The organism is Marinobacterium sp. MBR-109, from assembly GCF_040547565.1.
Taxonomy (GTDB): Bacteria; Pseudomonadota; Gammaproteobacteria; order Pseudomonadales; family Balneatricaceae; genus Marinobacterium.
The window spans coordinates 109911-128349 of record NZ_JBEPPZ010000008.1; the positions used below are offsets into that span (position 1 = coordinate 109911).

Here is an 18439-nt window from a genome sequence, read left to right on the forward strand (position 1 = left end):
TCAATCCTGGTACGACAAAGTCGATTATATTAGTGACTGTTGCCCACAGATGAAACCGGAGGGAATGTGTGCCTGCTCAGTATTGCCGTTAATGCCGATCCGGAGTGGCCGCTGCTACTGGTTGCCAACCGTGACGAATTCCATGCTCGCCCCACCGCACCTGTCGCCCCGTGGCCAGACCAGCCTATTATGGGGGGCCGGGACCTGCAGGCAGGCGGCAGCTGGATGGCACTGGGAAACAACAACCGCTTTGCGCTGGTTACCAATCACCGCGATGCTCGCCACAGCCCTCCCGAGGGAGCCCCCAGCCGCGGTGCACTGGTAACGGAGTTCATTCACTCTCAGCAATCGGCACAGGATTTCTGCAACAGCCTTACCGCCGCCCGAGCCGGATTCAACCTGCTGCTGGCCGATGGCAACGGACTCTGGCACTTCAGCAACATCAGTGGCCTGTGTCAGCCGGTGATGCCCGGCATCCATGCATTAAGCAATGCGCTGCTGGATACACCCTGGCCAAAAACGCTGCGCGCCAAGGCAGCCCTGACCCGCGCCATGGACAAACATGAGCTGAACGAAACACAGTTGCTGCGATTGCTGCACGATGAGCATCGCCCCAATGATGCGGCGCTGCCGGATACCGGTATCAGACTGGAACGGGAACGGCTGCTGTCGTCCTGTTTCATCCGTTCGCCGGATTACGGCACCCGTGCCAGCACTCTGTTGCTGCAGCACCGCAGCGGCCGCTTGCTGTTCCTGGAGGAAGGATACGACCGGGATGGCCGTGCGGTCAGTCTGCGCCGCTACAGTCTGGATCGTCCTCTGCTGGTTCCTGCTGATTGGGAAGGCGTGGCCGGGTCAGCTGTCCCAACCCAAGATGCTTGAGAGTACGACGCAGATACCGGTGGATCTCTTCGGCATCATCCATGCGCAGTACCTGGCTGAGCAGTGACTGCGCTCTGGCCAGGCTGACGCCACGAATGGCAGACTTGACCCGTGGAAGGTTGTTGGAGTTCATCGACAGCACTTCATAGCCCATCGCCATCAACAACAGTGCCCCGCCAGGATCCGCCGCCATCTCGCCACAAATGGACACCGGCTTGCCCTCCTTGCGCGTTTCACGGGCGATATACTGCAGCGCTCGCAATACAGCGGGATGATAGGGTGCATACAGCCCCGCCACGCGCGGGTTGTTGCGGTCCACCGCCAACAGGTACTGGGTCAGGTCATTGGACCCCACCGAGATGAAATCGACAATTCGAGCAAAGCGGCGCACCTGGTACACCGCGGCCGGCACCTCTACCATTACGCCGACCATGGGGCGCTCAACAGCGTAGCCTTCGTCCTGCAGTTCGGCCAGCGCACGGTCGATCTGGCGCATCGCCTCTTCGACTTCATGCACACTGGTCACCATCGGCAGCATGATGCGCAGATTGTTGAGCCCCTCGGAGGCGCGCAACATGGCACGCACCTGCACCAGAAATATTTCGGGATGATCCAGAGTTACTCGGATGCCGCGCCAACCCAGGAAGGGGTTGTCTTCCTCGATCGGGAAGTAGGGCAGCGCCTTGTCGCCGCCGATATCCAGTGTTCGCATGGTCACGGGGCGCGGTGCAAACGCTTCCATCTGACTGCGATAGCTCTGCAGCTGCTCCTGCTCACTGGGGAAGAAGTCACGGATCATGAAGGGAATTTCAGTACGATACAGACCGATCCCTTCGGCACCGCGCTCCAGTGAGCGGGTCACATCCGCCACCAACCCGGTATTGACCCACAACGGCATGCGATAGCCGTCCGTGGTTTCGGCCGGCAGGTCCCGGAGGCCTTCCAGCCCGGCCGCCACCAGCCGCTCTTCGCGCATCACTTCACGGAAGGCTTCCAGCAACTGCTCCGAAGGGTTCACATAGATGCGGCCGGAGTAACCGTCCACTATCACCTTGCGCCCCTCAAGCCGGGTAAAGGGCAGGTCGACCACCCCCATCACGGTGGGTATGCCGATTGAACGTGCCATGATCGCTGCATGGGAATTGCCCGAGCCGGTAACCGATACCAGCCCGACCAGCTTGTCCTCCGGCACCATGCCCAGCATCGCCGGCGACAGTTCATCCGCGATCAGGATACTGTCATCGGGATAATCCACCTCCATCGGACCCGCACTTTCCTGCAGATAGCTGAGAATACGCCGGCCAAGATCACGCACGTCGGTGGCACGCTCACGCAGGTAGGCGTCTTCCATGGCATTGAACTGCTTCACATGGCCAAGGATAACTTCGCGCAGCGCCCCCTGAACCCAGTTGCCGGCACGAATACGTGCCTCGATTTCGCTCTTGAGTGCCGGGTCATCCAACATGCGCAGGTAGACATCAAACAGCGCCTGCTCTTCGGACTTCAGTCGCTGTGCCAGACTGCGTCCCGCGGTACGGATATCATCCCGCACCGCTTCCATCGCCGTCTCCAGACTGTGCAATTCCTGCTCCACATCACGCGGCGTTTTGTCCGGAACGGTTTCCAGCTCGGCATCGATGGTCGCCACGACCACGGTCCCGATCGCAACCCCCGAGGCAGCCGCCACGCCGTCAAACCGTCGATCACGTACCGCCTTCGATTCGGCCTGAGGGTGCTGTTCTGGATTGATTGAGCCGGTCGCCTCCGCATGCGCGATGACTCCCGCCAGCTGGGCCGACACCGTGACCAGAAACGCCTCTTCACTTTCATCAAAGCGACGCAGATCGTGCTGCTGCACCACCAGTACACCCAACACACTGCGATGATGAATGATCGGCACTCCCAAAAAGGCATGGTAGCGCTCTTCACCGGTCGACTGCAGGTAATGAAAGGCAGGATGGCGGAACGCATCCTCCAGGTTGATCGGCTCGGCTCGCTGACCGACATGACCGACAATGCCTTCGGTCATCGACAGGCTGACCTTGCCGACCGCCTCCTGATTCAACCCCTGAGTCGCGCGCAGCACGTAACGCTGCTGCACAGGATCAAGCAGAAAGATGGAGCAAACCTCCGTGCGCATGGCACGCTGAATGCGGCGCACGATCAGATCCAGCACGGACTCCAGATCCGGGGCGGTGCTGACTTCCTGTACGATTTTGCGCAGTACACTCAACATGCTCATGGAGCGCTCCTATCTCTGCGTCAGACGCCGACTGGCAAACGTGCCAACCGCGGTGACAATTCCTTCATCGCTTTCCGATACACCTCGCGCTTGAAGGACACCACCTGTCCCAGAGGGTACCAATAACTGACCCATTCCCAGCCATCAAACTCGGGCGAGTCGGTATGGTCGATCCGTACGGCACTGTCTTCACTGAGCATCCGCAACAGGAACCATTTCTGTTTCTGGCCTACACACACGGGGTGTGAGTGGCGCCTGATCATGCGCTTGGGCAAACGGTAACGGAGCCAGCCTCGCGTAACCGCCATGATTTCAACATCACGGGGTGACAGACCGATCTCTTCGCGCAGCTCGCGGTACATCGCCTGCTCCGGCGTTTCGTTCGACTGTATGCCCCCCTGAGGGAACTGCCAGGCGTTCTGCCCGATGCGTCTTGCCCAAAGAACCTGACCCTGCGAATTAACCAGAATGATTCCGACATTGGGCCTGAATCCATCTGCATCAATCACAATTCTGATCCCGATCAATATACGTTTTGGTTTTATTGTTCCACAGATCCATGATTTGGCAAATAGCCGCTGCTTCTCGGCAATTGCACGCACCTCCAAGCCCGTCTATGCTTGCGCTTTATTTTCCGCCGGCTCAGCCGGCAGCCGACATTGAGGGAGTTGACCGTGAGCCTGGCGATTTTTGATCTGGACCACACCCTGATCGGTGGCGACAGTGACCACGCCTGGGGCGAGTTTCTGTGCCGCAAGGGCGTGGTGGACGAAACGGAATACCGCGCCGCCAACGACCGCTTCTATGAAGAGTACCTGCGCGGCGAGATGGATATCCACCAGTTTCTGAACTTCGCGCTGAATCCACTGGCACAGCACTCCCCGGAACAACTGGACAGCTGGCATGCGGAATTCATGCAGGAGTGCATCGAACCGATCATCTTGCCCAAGGCGGAAGCCCTGCTGCAACAGCACAGGGAACGGGGCGACTTCCTGCTGATCATTACCGCGACCAACCGTTTTGTCACGGCGCCCATCGCCAAGCGACTGGGGGTTGATGATCTACTCGCCACCGATCCGGAAATGATCAATGGCCGCTTCACCGGCAAGGTCGCCGGCACCCCCTGCTTCCAGGGCGGCAAGGTAACGCGCCTGCAGCAGTGGCTGGAACAGACCGGTCACAATCTGAAAGACAGCTGGTTCTACAGCGATTCCAACAATGATCTGCCGCTGCTGGAAGTGGTGGATAACCCGGTAGCTACCAACCCGGATGAGCGCCTGCGTACAACCGCAGAGGCAAGAGGCTGGCAGATTCTGCAGTTGGTAGAGTGATACCCGTTGCACCGGAGTGAATGCACTCCGGTGCAACGCTTTTCCTCAGAGGCGAGTACGGCAACCTTTCATGCTGGCATTAAGCGCACGCATGATGGAGCGACGGCTGATCACACCCGCCAGCCGGCCGTCCTTGTTCACCACCGGCCAAGTCTTGGGCTTGTCACCGCCCATTTTCTGCACCTGATCAATAATGTTCTCGCCGGGGCTGGCACACAGCGGCTCCTTGTACATGATATCGCGCACCTGAATCCGGCTGTCACAATGGTAGCTGTCGCTGATCAGGTAACCGACACAATCATGTTCGGATACAAAACCACACACCCGATGCTCATTGTCTACCACCGGCAAACCGCTCAGACCGGACTGCAGAATCAGATCCACGGCTTCCGCCAAAGACATATCCACATGCAGCGGATGGGGCACGGGCTGCATCAAATCCTCTACTCTTTGCTGATGTATCACGTCGACTCTCCTTGAGTAACAATAACCTGTGAATCGGTTGTCTCAGACACCTGCCCGTTCAGGTCAACTGTCCGCCTCTGTCTTGATTATAGTCAGGGGCAGGGATTGGGGTAACGCTGATGGATCGTTTCAATTTCGACCAGCAGATCCGCATCGAGCGTCAGCTGCAGCGATGCCAGGTTTGAGCGCAGCTGCTCCATGCTCGTGGCGCCGATGATGTTGCTGCCCAGAAACGGGCGACTGTTCACATAGGCCAGCGCCATCTGCGCCGGATCCAGCCCCTGCTCGACCGCCAGCGCCAGGTAGGCATCGGTGGCCGCCTGCCCCTGCTCGGTAATATAGCGCTTGTATTCGGGAAACAGCGCCAGACGCGACCCCTCAGGACGAGCACCACCGGCGTATTTGCCACTGAGCACACCAAAACCCAGCGGGGAGTAGGCCAACAGACCCACCTGCTCACGCAGCAGTACTTCGGCCAGCCCCACCTCGGTCGTGCGGTTGAGCAGGCTGTAGGGATTCTGTACCGAGATGATCCGTGGCAGACCCAGCTGTTCGGCCAACTGCAGACACTTCATGGTACCCCAGGGCGTTTCATTGGACAGACCGATGTAGCGGACCTTACCCTCCCTGACCAGATCCCCCAACACGCGCAGTGTTTCCGCCAATGGCGTGCCGTCGGCAGAAGGGTCGTGCTGATAGCCCAGCTGGCCAAAGAAGTTGGTTCTGCGATCAGGCCAGTGCAGCTGATACAGGTCGATATAATCCGTCTGCAAACGGGTCAGGCTGCCTTCGATTGCCGCACGCAGATTGGCCTCGTCATGATGAAGATCAGGGCGCAAATAGCTGACCATATCACCGGGACCGGCCGCCTTGGTCGCCAGAATGACCTGTTCCCGGCAACCGCGCTGACGCATCCAGTTGCCGATGTACTGCTCCGTCCGGCCCTGAAACTCGGCGGCAGTGGGTACCGGATACATCTCGGCGGCATCAATCAGGTTAATGCCCTGAGCCAGTGCATAATCAAGCTGTTCGAACGCTTCTGCCTCGGTGTTCTGGCGCCCGAAGGTCATGGTCCCCAGCGCCATGCGACTGACATTAAGGTCGGACTGTCCAAGCGTCTGATACTGCATTTTGGTCTCCCTGGGCTGTCGACGTGCCTAGCCTGCCGGCAGCACGCGCATGAAGTAGGCTTTCAGGTATTCGGTCTCGGGTATGGCCGGGTGAATCGGATGGTCTGACCCCTGGCTGCCCTGCGCGAAGATCTGGCCGTTACGGTCCAATTCTCGGCTGTTGGCGCGCAGAATATCCACCAGGCGGCTCTTTTCCAGATGCATGGAGCAGGAGGCGGAGATCAGGGTGCCGTCCTTTTCCAGCAGCCGCATGGCCAGATTGTTGATACGGGCATAGGCTCGCTCACCGTTACGGATATCCTTGCGCCGGGCAATGAAAGCAGGCGGGTCTACAATCACCACATCAAAGCGCTCCTTGTCTGCGACCAGCGCCTTGCACAGCTCAAAGGCGTCGCCCTGCAGACCACGGAAGCGGGTCTCGCCTTCATTGATACGGGCATTTTCGGCTGCCACTTCCAGCGCCGTCACCGAGGCATCGACACACACCACCTCGGAAGCGCCGGCGGCCAGTGCCTGCGCGCCCCAGCCACCAACGTAACTGAACAGATCCAGTACCCGCTTGCCCTTGACCAGCGTCTGCATGCGCGCCCGGTTCTCGCGGTGATCGTAAAACCAGCCGGTCTTTTGTCCGGTCAGGATCGGCGCCAGCAGATTCACTCCATTCTCCATCAGCGGGGCCAGCTCCGGCACTTCACCCTGCACCACCTCAACATAGGTCTCCAGGCCTTCGGTTGCACGCATCTTGCCGTCATTGCGGAATACGATCGCCTGCGGCTGGAACACCTTGTTCAGCGCATCCACGATCTCCTGCTGCAGCCGCTCCATGCCGGCACTCGATATCTGGACCACAAAGATGTCATAGAAACGGTCCACCACCAGCCCGGGCAACAGGTCGGCATCACCAAAGATCAACCGGTAGCAGGGCTGATCAAAGCACATTTCGCGCAGTGACTGCGCCACCTTGAAGCGATGTACCAGCAGCGAGCGATCCAGCGGGTAGCGCAGATCCCGGCTCAACATGCGACCACAGATCAGTGTATTGGGATTTACCGAAGCGATTCCCAACGCCTTGCCACGGGCATCCTGCACCACCACCTGTTCACCGGGCTCGAAAGCCTTCAGTGGTGTGGCCTGGTTGTCCACTTCGTTACTGTAGATCCAGAGATGGCCAGCCCGGAGGCGGCGGTCGGCATTGTTCTGAAGCTGGAGGGGTCTGAGATTCATCGTATTCACATGCTCTGAAATGACTGTCCCGGCCTGAGCCGGGACAGTGGAATTATGCAGGCCCAACGGCCGGGTTCAGCTTTCGGACTCGCAGTGCGCCGCGTATCCATCGGCATCCAGCAGATCGTCAAGTTCTGCCAGGTCAGTCAGCTTGAGCTTGAAGAACCAGCCATCACCATAGGGATCAGAGTTGACCAGTTCAGGTGAATCTTCAAGTGCTTCATTGATTTCCACGACCTCGCCACTGAGCGGAGCATAGACATCGGAAGCGGCCTTGACGGATTCAACCACACCGGCATCATCCCCGGCTGAAACTTCATCACCCACATCCGGCAATTCGACAAACACCACATCACCCAGCAGGTCCTGAGCGTGCTCGGTAATACCGATGGTCACGACACCTTCACCCTCTTCGCGGATCCACTCGTGGCTGGCGACATACTTCAGTTCATTGGGGATGTTGCTCATCTGGGCTTCCTATCGGTCTTGTTCAGGATTCAGGAAAAAACTTTTTCACCATGGCGCACGAACGGCGGCTTGACCACCTGCACTCGCACTCGCTTGCCACGCATCTCGACTTCGGCCTCACTGCCGATACCCGCCGGCACCCGCGCCAGCGCAATAGAGTAACCCAGTGTCGGCGAGAAACTGCCGCTGGTGATTTCACCCTCGCCCAGCCCATCGACTACCACTTTCTGATGTGAGCGAAGCACGCCACGCTCGGTCAACACCAGGCCAACCTGACGCTCGGCAACCCCGGCAGCCTTCTGCGCTTCCAGTGCCGTACGACCGACAAAGTCGCGCTCTGCCGGTTCCCAGGCGATGGTCCAGCCCATTCCGGCGGCCAGTGGAGATACGCCTTCATCCATGTCGGAGCCGTACAGGTTCATGCCGGCCTCCAGTCGCAGGGTATCACGGGCACCCAAGCCACAGGGGGCCACACCCGCGTCCAGCAGACGCTGCCAGAAATCCGCTGCATCCTCTTCGGGCAGCATGATTTCAAGACCGTCCTCGCCAGTATAGCCTGTACGCGCGATAAACCAGCCTTCAGATTCCTGGCCCACAAAGGGTTTCAACTCAGAGATCAGGCGGGCACGGGACTCGCTCACCACCTGTTCCACACGCTGACGCGCTTTCGGGCCCTGTACGGCGATCATCGCAAGGTCGGGCTGCTCGGTCAGCGTGACATCAAAACGCACGGCCTGATCGGCCATCCAGAGCAGATCCTTGTCACGGGTACCGCAGTTGACCACTACCCGATACCATTCACCGGATGAATCCGGCTCGGTCATCAGATAGACGATCAGGTCATCGATCACGCCACCCTTTTCGTTCAACATGCCGCTGTAGAGCGCCTTGCCCTTCTGGCGCAGCACAGCTACATCGTTGGCCAGCAGGTGTCGCAGATAGCTGCGCGCCTGAGCCCCGGAGACATCGACTACGGTCATGTGCGATACATCGAACATGCCGGCACTCTGGCGCACCTTGTGATGCTCTTCAACCTGAGAACCATAGTGCAGCGGCATTTCCCAGCCACTGAAATCAACCAGCTTGGCGCCCAGCGCATGATGTTGTTCGTAGAGTGCGGTCTTATGTCCCATCGGCAAACTCATCTGCAGCAGTGTTCGGAATTTGCAGCTTCAACAGCCACGTCGCAACCGGTTAACACAAAAAAAGGGAAGACAATGTATCGGCATTTGCGCCGCAGTTCAATCTTTAACCGCCCGTCAAATGGTCGGACGTCGCGCCAGTGCCGGCCGCTCGCCTGAAAGCCCCATCGCCTGCAACACCAGGTGCTGTTTGACCGGCTCCAGCCGGTCGGTCAGGTTCATGCCACAGCTGCGCAACAGACGCACAACCGGCGGCTGAGGTGCAAACAGGCGACGGAACCCCTCCATGGTGGCGGCCATGGTCAGGTTGGCACTGCGGCGCTGACGCTGGAAGCGGCGCAACACCGCTTCATCGGTCCAGTTTTCACCCCGCACCATCGCTGCCAGCAGCACTTCAGCCAACGCGGCGGCGTCCATAAAACCGAGATTCACACCCTGCCCGGCCAGCGGGTGGATGGTATGGGCGGCATCACCAATCAGCGCAAGGCCCGCCTCGACATAGCGATGGGCATGGCGCTGGCGCAGCGCAATCGAGCGACGTCGATCACAGCCTTCGATACGTCCCAGGCGGTACTCAAAGGCACGCCCTAGGGCCGCGCAGAAATCAGACCCATCCAGCGCCATCAGGCTGGCCGCGTGCTCGGGTGATGTCGACCAGACAATCGACAGGGTTCGATCATCCTCTGCCGCCAGCGGCAACAGCGCCAGCGGGCCATCTTCGGTAAAACGCTGCCAGCAGGTATCCGCGTGTGGCTGTTCGGTACGAACGGTGGTGACAATAGCGTGATGACCATAGTCCCACTCAGTGGCGCCGATACCTGCCAACCGCCGGGTCAGAGATTCAGCGCCATCAGCCCCCACCAGCAACCCGGCCTCAATGCGACGGCCATCACTCAGCAGCAACTCGCGATGACCATCGGCATCCGGAGCCGACAGCTGGCGCAGCGAAACACCGCTGATCAGTTCCACATTGTCATACCGACTCAGCTGCTCATGCAGCGCCGCCAGTATCACACTGTTCTCGACAATATAACCCAGGCAGTTTTCATGCAGAGCATCGGCACTGAAATGGATACGACCACTGCCCTCGCCATCCCACACTTCCATGTCGGTGTAGGCCGCTGCACGCCTTGACTGCACACCGGCCCATGCGGAAAGCGATGTCAGCAGCTGGACAGATGCCAGGTTAAGGGCGCTGACACGTGCATCGTGCCGATTCGGTGTCAGCACTGTGTCAACCTCGTCCAGCCACTGCTGCAGTGAACCTGCGCGCTGTTCAAGCAGTTGAATCTTCACACCCGAAGGTGCCAGCGCACAGGCCAGCGCGGTACCCACCATGCCGGCGCCACTGATCACAACATCGCTCATACAGGATTGCTTCATGTTCGGCTCCGACAGGAAAAAGGGTCAGCGCAACCGCGCGGCCGGCTGATCCAGCCCCATGGCCGCACGGGCAAACAGGGTTTTGGCCGGCGGGCAGCTGTCCAGCAGCTGCAGACCACTGCCACGCAGGGTCCGCAACAGCGGGTTGTGACTGGTAAACAGCCTCATGGTGCGATCGCTGAACTGGATGGTACGGAACTGGTCCTGACGCCGCTGCTCAACAAACACCTGCAGCGCGGTCAGGTCACCCAGCGCAAGGCCGGCACGCTTGCGCTCGATAATCAGATCCGCGAGCGCCACGGCACCTCGCAACGCCAGATTGTATCCCTGACCGGCAATCGGATGCAGCGCATGCGCCGCGTTACCCAGCACCACCAGCCCGGCCCGCACCTGCTCTTCCGCCAGCGCCAGCTTCAGCGGGTAGTGATAACGCTCACCCACGGCGACAAAGCGCCCCGCCCGATAGCCAAAACGCTCCTGCAGCCGCGCAAGAAAAGCCGCATCATCCAGCGCCAGAACGCTGTCCAGTTCGGCGTCATTCAGCGTCCACACCAGGCCACAGCGGCTGCAGCCATCTATTGGTTCTCCCGGCAGCAGTGCCAGGGGGCCATCCTGAGTAAAGCGCTCGTAGGCAATGTTGCGATGCGGTCGATCCAGCGAAACGTTGGCCACCAGCGCGTGCTGGTCGTAGGACTGTACGCTGTAGCCAATGCCCAGCTGTTCACGCAACGATGAACGGCCACCGTCGGCCATCACCACCAGACTGGCGTCAAGCGTGTGCTCCTGTCCATCAATACGCAGCTGCAGCCTATTACCATTGGCCCGATGCTCCAGTCCGGTGACTTCAGCTGGAGCAATCAGCTGCAGCTGTTCACCGGCACTGCGCTGCAGCTGGCTGTTGAGCACCTGGCCCAGCCAGTGGTTCTCCACCACATACCCCAGCGCCGGTACCGCTTCATCCTCGGCCTGCAAACGGGTCGTGCCGAAGCGTCCGCGCTCGGACACATGAATGGTTTTAATCGGCGTAAGGTGAGCCTGCAGCGCCTGCCAAAGCCCCATGCGTTCATACAGGGTACACACACCCTGAGCCAGCGCCGTGGAGCGATTGTCGTAACTGGGGGTAAAAATCGGTTCACCCGCCGCCGGCAGTGACTGAGCCTCCACCAGAGCCATTCTCAGATTGAGCGCCCTGGCCGTGGGCAGCAGAGCACAGGCCAGGCTGGCCCCCACCATGCCGCCGCCAATAATGACCAGATCATACTGCTGCATGCATGTTCCTCGACTCTGTCAGCGACTGGCCATCAACTGCTCAATCGCAGCCACTGTTTTGGGCACCGCTGCGGTCAACACTTCACAGCCGTTTTCGGTTACCAGCACATCGTCTTCGATGCGAATGCCGATACCGCGCCAGCGGGGTTCCACACTGTCATCGTCAGGGGCAATGTACAGCCCCGGTTCCACTGTCATCACCATCCCCGGCTGCAGTGGTCGCCATTCGCCATTAAATTTGTACTGGCCCACATCATGTACATCCATCCCCAGCCAGTGGCCGATACGGTGCATGTAGAAGCGGCGGTAGGCGCCCTCTTCCATCAGCACATCCCGATCACCCTGCAGCAGACCCAGCCTGATTAACCCTTCGGTCAGGTATTCAACCGACAGATCATGGATACGGTTCCAGGCCACCCCCGGCTTCATGGCCGCAATACAGGCTTCCTGAGTGTCCAGCACCAGTTGATACAGTGCCTTCTGCTCATTGCTGAAACGGCCACTGACCGGGAAGGTGCGGGTAATATCGCTGGCGTAGTTGTCCAGCTCACAGCCGGCATCGATCAGTACCAGATCACCGTCCTGCATTGGCGCACTGTTCTCGATGTAGTGCAGTATGCAGGCGTTGGCGCCCGAGCCTACGATCGGCGAGTATGCCTGAAAGCGAGCACCCTGCTGCATACAGTAGCCGGTAATTTCCGCTTCCAGCTGATATTCGCACATGCCCGGCTGGGCGGTACGCATGGCGCGGCAATGCGCCTCGGCGGAGATGTCGGCGGCACGGCGCATCACATCCAGCTCGGCATCCGACTTGAATAGACGCAGCTCGTGCAGCAGATTGTCCAGCAGCACCAGCTCTTCCGGCGCCTGCGCTCCCTGACGGGCACGGTTACGAATCTCGTTGAGCCAGCCGCGTACCCGGCCATCCAGGGCCTCATCGCTGCCCAGTGCATAGTAGAGTCGTCTGGCACCATCCAGAAGGCTCGGCACTGTCTGCTCAAGCTCTGTCAGCGGGAACGCCTGATCCGCCCCAAAGTCACGCACACACCCCTCGGGGCCGGCACGGTAGCCGGTCCAGATCTCCATCTGCGGGTCGCGCGGCGGACAGAACAGTACATATTCGCCCTCGGGTCGTCCGGGAATCAGCAGCATCAATGCATCCGGCTCATTGAAGCCGGTCAGGTAGTAAAAGTCGCTATCCTGACGAAAACTGTATTCGGCATCGCGGTTGCGCGTTTTCAGATGGGCCGCACAGACCAGCGCCACACTGCCCGCTGGCAATTTTTCCAGCAATCGCTGACGGCGCCGGGCAAATTCAGATTGAGCGATTTTCATACTGCCTCTCCTCGAATCAGTGCAAAACGGGCGCCGTTTCGGCTGCGGCATCGCTCGGCTGACCATCCGGCTCATTGCATTCACTGAATACCAGCAATGCCGCCATGCGTACGTATTCCTGCACTTCCATCAGGTCATTTTCGTCTTCTTCCGCTTCGGCATCGGCGGCCGTCGTGATCTGAACGATCTGGGCCAGATCGCGCAGGGTTTCCTGGCCTTCGATCGACAACCCCTGGCTGCCCTTACGCTCCTGCAAGCCGAAACCGCTGAGAAAACCGCTGCACCACAAACCCAACGCATCCGCACGTCCCGCCAGTGGCTGGTCATCATCCGGCAGGACCAGCTCAAAGCTGAAATCCGGCGCCTGCAGCTGCTGCAGTGTGGCCAGATACAGCTGCATGATGCCGGTACGCGTCAGCTCCCGGCTGAACGGCTCCAGATCCAGCAATTCGCCGATACGGGCAAGCAGGGTGGCTGGATCAAAACGGGCACCGGCCGCTACCTGACCGCACAGCAGCCCGTGCAGTTCAGCGGGGGACAGGGTTAGCAACCCCTCTTCCACCAGCAGGTCAGCCAGGGTGTCAAAATCCGGCAGCTCGATTACGGGGGCCTGTTCATCTGTCATATTGATCTATCCGGGTTGGGTCATGTTTTTACAGAGAGTATCCGGAGAGGGCCGGCACTGCATTGATCTCTATGCTAGCATTTAGCCCTATACAGGGCCATGCGTGTCAGATTGACCCTGTCGCAACGGCTGTTTATAGTCAGCGCATACTGCATGGGGCCTGGCATGACCGAACATTATTTCAACGCACTCGAACACAAGATTGACCTTCTGCTTGCGCGGGTAGAACAGCTTGAGCTTGAAAACAGCACGCTGCGCGAACAGGACACCCGTCTGCGCGAAGAACGTGCTCAATTGATCCAGTTGAATGACCAGACCCGCAGCAAGGTTGAAGGCATGATACAGCGACTCAAGGCACTGGAGCAGAACTCATGAGCACAGACGCACGCACAGTCACCGTCAAGTTGCTCGACAAGGAATATACCATCAGCTGTCCGGACGGCGCTGAAGCCGAACTGCTGGCCTCTGCCGACTACCTGAACCAGAAAATGCTCGATATACGCCATTCAGGCAAGATCATCGGCCTTGAGCGGATCGCTGTAATGGCCGCGCTGAACATGTCGCATGAGCTGATCAAAAGCCGAGAGGAACAGCGTCAGGCAGTGGAGGTCAATCTGCGCCGGCTGGGCCAGAAAATTGACCAGAGTCTGGCACGCAATAGCGCCTCCAGGGTGGATGAAAACTCTTCATCATCCTGAAAACGCTTTATTTTCATAATGTTAATCGCCGCATAGCAGAAGCACAAAGAATTACAAGGGCTGACATTCAGGCAACCGCGCGTATAATGGAATCAGGTTCCTGGAGTGTTCGACAGTCGGTCAAGTCCCTCGAGCCGATAAGCAATACCCCGGCAGCGCTCAACTGGTATTGTGAGCATGTCCGCCTGACGGAAAGCCTGATATATCAGTAAGCGCTTCCACTCTGAACCTTAGGGTTCAGGGCCACGACCGACACCGGCACTCCGGGAAGCCTCTTACATCATGCAGGATCGCAAAACACTCCGCCGCGAAATGCGGGCCCGAAGACGGGCACTAACCCCCCAGCAACAGCGCACGGCGGGTCGCTGCCTTGCTCGAAAACTCGCTCGGCAGCTTTGGTTCGTCAAGGCACGCCATGTAGCGCTCTATCTGCCCAACGATGGCGAGATCGATACCCGACCGCTGATTACCCTTTGCCGCACACTTGGCAAAACGCTTTATCTGCCGGTGCTGCACCCGATACGGCACAATCGCCTCTGGTTTACCCCCTACACCCGTGCTACCCGGATGCAACTCAACCGCTACCGTATTCTGGAGCCCGTACTTCAGGGCAAGCCTGTACGCCCTGCCATGGCACTGGATCTGGTACTGCTGCCGCTGGTGGCGTTTTCAGCCGATGGTGGCCGGATGGGCATGGGAGGAGGCTACTATGACAGGACGTTTGCCTTCCGCCTGAATGGCAATGGCATGCGCGGACCGAAGCTGGTGGGGCTTGCACACGAGTTGCAGCGAGTGAATCAGCTGCCGATAGAAAGGTGGGATGTTCCGCTGGACGCGATCGCGACAGACTCGCGGGTTTACGCCATCAACTGTTGAAAACCTGCTGCACCATGGTGGCCAGTTGGAGATCGCTCTGTGAGATGCCAGTCATTACAGCACCTACTATGAACACAATCACGAGTACCAATACCAGATCCGGGCTTTTATTCATGATCGTCAGCAGTTATCCGATGGTTGCAGTTAAAGTTATGCTTTAAGTGTCAGCATAATCATGTGACAAACTCTAGTCTTTCACACGCAGCTTTTTTTTCAACCCCTTTGGCGGCATTTTTCCGGATTTTAACCTCTATTTTTTATATCTTCAGGGATATGTCGCCAAACGGACCGCAAAATGGATGCGATAAAGTATGATTTTAGCGACATTTTCAAAGCAAAACCAAAATCACAGGCAGCGTCAGCATTGATATCAGCGTCTGGGCCGTAATGATGCCCGCCATCAATTCAGCATCACCTCCCATCTGCCGGGCCAGAATATAGGCCGAAGTGGCCGTCGGCACAGCCGCAAATATCACCACTACACTGGTCGCCAGCGGGTCCAGCTGCCACACCCCGGCCAAAGCAAACGCCAGCAGGGGCAGGAACAGAAGCTTGATCAGACTGGCGGCGGCCAGTGCCCTGCCGCCGCCGCGCAAGGCACGCAGGTTCAACCCTGCCCCCACCGCCAGCAGCCCCAGTGGCAACGCCATACGCCCCAGCAGCTCCAGCACCGAGCTCAGCCCAAGAGGCAGTGCAATGCCCGACAGGCTCAACGCAATACCCAGCAGGCAGGCCAGAATCAACGGGTTTCCGGCCAGCGTCATCAACAACTGGCGCGGTGAAAATGTCTGTTCTGAGGTAAGTGCAAATGCCAGTACGCTGAACAGGTTGAGCAGAGGGATCATCACCGCCGTTATCACCGCCGCCAGCACGATACCCTCCGAGCCATGCAGTGCCGCGGTGACGGCAAGCGCAACATAGGTATTGAAACGTACACTGCCCTGGAAAAAGGAGGTGAAGGCCGGAGCCGTCAGGCGCAGCAGCGGCTTGCAGACACAACACAGCACAGCGGCCACAACCAGTACCACAACAACCAGCGCCGCCAGCCGAATGGAATCGTCACCTGCCAGCTGGGCACTGGCCAGACGCTCCACCAGCAACGCCGGAAACAGCACATAATAGGTCGCCTTTTCCGCCGGCTGCCAGAAATCCTCACCGGGAAATCCACTGCGACGAGCCAGAAAACCGAGCAGCAGGAGCGCAAAAACAGGCCAGAGAGCGATGATTATCGGCTGCATCTGATATACATTCCCCCTACAAGAGACGGCAACATGGGTTGCCCAACCATTACCAACAAAGGCTGCATATCATGCTGACATCATTGGTTCTTACGGTCATCGGACCGGACAAGCCGGGGCTGGTCGGGCTGCTGTCCCGCACCATCGCCGAGCATCAGGGTAACTGGCTGGAGTCGGGCATGTCACGCCTGGGCGGCAAGTTCGCCGGCATTCTGATCACTCAGGTACCCAGCGACCAGGCCGAGGCGCTGATCAGCGCACTGGAAGCCCTGCAGACACAGGGGCTCAGGGTCACGGCCGAACGCAGCGAGGACGCTCCGCCCGTCAGCGAGATGCAACCGATGACGCTGGAGCTGGTGGGCCATGACAAGCCGGGCATTGTACGCGAGATCTCGCAGGCATTGGCCGCACGGCATATCAACGTGGAACGATTGAGCACCGAGCTGACCTCTGGCTCCATGTCGGCAGAAGAACTGTTCAAGGCAGAAGCGGAACTGTTGGCTCCGGCGGACCTGGACCCGGATGAGCTGCAGCAGGCATTGGAGGCGATCGCCGGTGATCTGATGGTGGATATCACCCTGCGCTGAGCCACACAGACACAAAAGCCGCCCGCAGGCGGCTTTTGTAGATCAGGGCGGATATTACTAGCCGCCCTTTTCGGTAACAGGATCAGTCGGCACGCGCCGCCAGCAGGTCACGACCTCGAATCACCGCTGCCCGCACCTGATCCGGCGCTGTACCACCAATGTGGTTACGCGCTGCCACCGAGCCTTCCAGCGTCAGCACTTCAAACACATCATCGGCGATCACATCGGAGAACTGCTGAAGTTCTTCCAGTGTCATGTCGGACAGGTCCTTGCCGGTCTTGATGCCGTAGGCAACGGACAGCCCGACAATTTCGTGGGCATCACGGAAAGCCACGCCCTTGCGTACCAGATAATCGGCCAGATCGGTGGCGGTGGAGAAACCACGCCGTGCCGCTTCACGCATTTCGGCCTTGCGCGATTCAATTGCCGGCACCATGTCACCAAAGGCACGCAGGCAGCCCTTCACCGTGTCCACAGCGTCAAACAGCGGCTCCTTGTCCTCCTGATTGTCCTTGTTGTAGGCCAGCGGCTGAGACTTCATCAGCGTCAGCAGCGCAATCAGATGACCATAGACACGGCCGCTCTTGCCACGCACCAGCTCGGGCACGTCCGGGTTTTTCTTCTGTGGCATGATGGAAGAGCCGGTGCAGAAGCGGTCAGGCAGGTTAATGAAGTTGAACTGGGCCGAGGTCCAAAGCACCAGCTCTTCCGACATGCGGGTCATGTGCATCAGCAACAGACTGGCAGCAGCACAGAACTCAATGCCGAAATCGCGGTCGGACACCGCATCCAGCGAATTGCCGGCCGGGGCATCAAACTGCAACAGCTCAGCAGTGTAGTGACGGTCGATCGGGTAGGTGGTACCGGCCAGCGCAGCCGCACCCAGCGGCATGATGTTGACGCGCTTGCGGCAGTCGGCAAAGCGCTCATAGTCACGGCTCAGCATCTCGAACCAGGCCAGCAGATGATGGCCGAAGGTGACCGGCTGGGCGGTTTGCAGGTGCGTGAAGCCGGGCATGATGGTATCGGCTTCCTGCTCGGCCAGATCCAGCAGCCCCTGCTGCAGGCGGCTGACCTCGGCCAGAATCAGGTCGATCTCATCACGCATGTAAAGGCGGATATCGGTGGCGACCTGGTCATTGCGCGAACGACCGGTATGCAGTTTCTTGCCGGTGATGCCGATCTTCTTCGTCAGTGCCGCCTCGATGTTCATGTGCACATCTTCCAGCTCCACCGACCAGTCAAACTCGCCACGCTCAATCTCGACCCGGATCTCGCCCAGGCCACGGATGATGGCATCACGCTCCTCCTCGGTCAGTACCCCCACCTTCGCCAGCATACGTGCATGTGCCACTGAGCCCTGGATATCGTGCCGGTACAGACGCTTGTCGAAATCCACCGAAGCGGTGAAACGGGCGACGAATGCATCGGTTGGCTCACTGAAGCGGCCGCCCCACTGCTGATTGGTCTTCTGCTGGCTCATGTCCGCACTCTCCTGCTGCTGATCCGGCCCAACTGGCCGAGCTCTGAATGAATATGGCCCG

Annotated in this window: 19 protein-coding genes and 1 other RNA gene; 7 read left to right on the forward strand and 13 right to left on the reverse strand. The window is 59.1% G+C overall.

Translation table 11 applies throughout. From position 1 onward, the window contains the following. Positions 1-66 precede the first annotated feature (66 nt). Positions 67-882: an NRDE family protein gene (locus ABIE60_RS11725; RefSeq protein WP_354469562.1), complete on the forward strand. Its 816-nt coding sequence runs from the start codon at positions 67-69 to the stop codon at positions 880-882. Here the strand turns inward: ABIE60_RS11725 and ptsP are convergent. Beyond that, positions 788-3118: a phosphoenolpyruvate--protein phosphotransferase gene (gene ptsP / locus ABIE60_RS11730; RefSeq protein WP_354469645.1), complete on the reverse strand. Its 2331-nt coding sequence runs from the start codon at positions 3116-3118 to the stop codon at positions 788-790. The two genes, ABIE60_RS11725 and ptsP, sit on opposite strands and share 95 nt — an antisense overlap. A 26-nt stretch (positions 3119-3144) precedes the next feature. Beyond that, complete coding sequence (locus ABIE60_RS11735) at positions 3145-3633, reverse strand: RNA pyrophosphohydrolase (protein ID WP_354469563.1); 489 nt, start codon at positions 3631-3633, stop codon at positions 3145-3147. A gap of 165 nt (positions 3634-3798) precedes the next feature. Here ABIE60_RS11735 and ABIE60_RS11740 point away from each other — a divergent pair, with 165 nt between their 5' ends. After that, entirely contained in the window at positions 3799-4455 is a 657-nt protein-coding gene (locus tag ABIE60_RS11740; protein WP_354469564.1) for a histidinol-phosphatase, read from the forward strand. Between the two features lie 45 nt (positions 4456-4500). Here ABIE60_RS11740 and ABIE60_RS11745 read toward each other — a convergent pair whose 3' ends face one another. The 9 genes from ABIE60_RS11745 to ABIE60_RS11785 form a co-directional block, all read right to left on the reverse strand. Beyond that, positions 4501-4890: a CBS domain-containing protein gene (locus tag ABIE60_RS11745; RefSeq protein WP_354469565.1), complete on the reverse strand. Its 390-nt coding sequence runs from the start codon at positions 4888-4890 to the stop codon at positions 4501-4503. A gap of 122 nt (positions 4891-5012) precedes the next feature. After that, positions 5013-6050, reverse strand: coding sequence for an NADP(H)-dependent aldo-keto reductase (locus tag ABIE60_RS11750; RefSeq protein ID WP_354469566.1), 1038 nt, complete (start codon positions 6048-6050; stop codon positions 5013-5015). Between the two features lie 27 nt (positions 6051-6077). Then, the gene (locus tag ABIE60_RS11755; RefSeq protein ID WP_354469567.1) at positions 6078-7274 is read right to left on the reverse strand and encodes a class I SAM-dependent rRNA methyltransferase; all 1197 of its coding nucleotides are present in this window, start codon (positions 7272-7274) and stop codon (positions 6078-6080) included. 75 nt (positions 7275-7349) lie between these two features. Beyond that, a complete protein-coding gene (gene gcvH, locus ABIE60_RS11760; RefSeq protein WP_354469568.1) occupies positions 7350-7742 on the reverse strand; it encodes a glycine cleavage system protein GcvH in 393 nt (130 codons plus the stop codon). Between the two features lie 29 nt (positions 7743-7771). Continuing rightward, the gene (gene gcvT / locus ABIE60_RS11765; RefSeq protein WP_354469569.1) at positions 7772-8875 is read right to left on the reverse strand and encodes a glycine cleavage system aminomethyltransferase GcvT; all 1104 of its coding nucleotides are present in this window, start codon (positions 8873-8875) and stop codon (positions 7772-7774) included. Positions 8876-9001: 126 nt separating this feature from the next. After that, entirely contained in the window at positions 9002-10267 is a 1266-nt protein-coding gene (locus ABIE60_RS11770) for a UbiH/UbiF/VisC/COQ6 family ubiquinone biosynthesis hydroxylase (RefSeq protein ID WP_354469570.1), read from the reverse strand. 24 nt (positions 10268-10291) lie between these two features. Then, complete coding sequence (gene ubiH / locus ABIE60_RS11775) at positions 10292-11536, reverse strand: 2-octaprenyl-6-methoxyphenyl hydroxylase (RefSeq protein ID WP_354469571.1); 1245 nt, start codon at positions 11534-11536, stop codon at positions 10292-10294. Between the two features lie 18 nt (positions 11537-11554). Further along, positions 11555-12871, reverse strand: a complete 1317-nt coding sequence (pepP, locus tag ABIE60_RS11780) for a Xaa-Pro aminopeptidase (protein ID WP_354469572.1) — start codon at positions 12869-12871, stop codon at positions 11555-11557. Between the two features lie 16 nt (positions 12872-12887). Further along, positions 12888-13496 carry a UPF0149 family protein gene (locus ABIE60_RS11785; RefSeq protein WP_354469573.1) on the reverse strand — a complete coding sequence of 203 codons (609 nt, stop codon included), beginning with the start codon at positions 13494-13496 and terminating at the stop codon, positions 12888-12890. A 165-nt stretch (positions 13497-13661) separates the two neighbouring features. On the opposite strand from ABIE60_RS11785, the gene ABIE60_RS11790 reads away from it, so the two are divergent. The 4 genes from ABIE60_RS11790 (at position 13662) to ABIE60_RS11805 (ending at position 15070) form a co-directional block, all read left to right on the forward strand. Then, a complete protein-coding gene (locus ABIE60_RS11790; protein ID WP_091826339.1) occupies positions 13662-13871 on the forward strand; it encodes a TIGR02449 family protein in 210 nt (69 codons plus the stop codon). Beyond that, positions 13868-14194 (forward strand): cell division protein ZapA, encoded by a 327-nt coding sequence (locus tag ABIE60_RS11795; protein WP_354469574.1) that lies wholly within the window; start codon positions 13868-13870, stop codon positions 14192-14194. The genes ABIE60_RS11790 and ABIE60_RS11795 overlap by 4 nt, the downstream gene beginning before the upstream one ends. 94 nt (positions 14195-14288) lie before the next feature. Further along, a non-coding RNA gene (gene ssrS / locus ABIE60_RS11800) (6S RNA) lies at positions 14289-14468 on the forward strand. An 8-nt stretch (positions 14469-14476) separates the two neighbouring features. Next, a complete protein-coding gene (locus ABIE60_RS11805; RefSeq protein WP_354469575.1) occupies positions 14477-15070 on the forward strand; it encodes a 5-formyltetrahydrofolate cyclo-ligase in 594 nt (197 codons plus the stop codon). A 329-nt stretch (positions 15071-15399) separates the two neighbouring features. Here the strand turns inward: ABIE60_RS11805 and ABIE60_RS11810 are convergent, their stop codons facing one another. Then, entirely contained in the window at positions 15400-16308 is a 909-nt protein-coding gene (locus tag ABIE60_RS11810; protein ID WP_354469576.1) for an AEC family transporter, read from the reverse strand. A gap of 71 nt (positions 16309-16379) precedes the next feature. Between ABIE60_RS11810 and ABIE60_RS11815 the strand changes: the two genes are divergently transcribed. After that, positions 16380-16895 carry a glycine cleavage system transcriptional repressor gene (locus tag ABIE60_RS11815; protein WP_354469577.1) on the forward strand — a complete coding sequence of 172 codons (516 nt, stop codon included), beginning with the start codon at positions 16380-16382 and terminating at the stop codon, positions 16893-16895. Between the two features lie 82 nt (positions 16896-16977). Here ABIE60_RS11815 and argH read toward each other — a convergent pair whose 3' ends face one another. Further along, positions 16978-18378: an argininosuccinate lyase gene (gene argH / locus ABIE60_RS11820; RefSeq protein WP_354469578.1), complete on the reverse strand. Its 1401-nt coding sequence runs from the start codon at positions 18376-18378 to the stop codon at positions 16978-16980. Positions 18379-18439 lie beyond the last annotated feature (61 nt).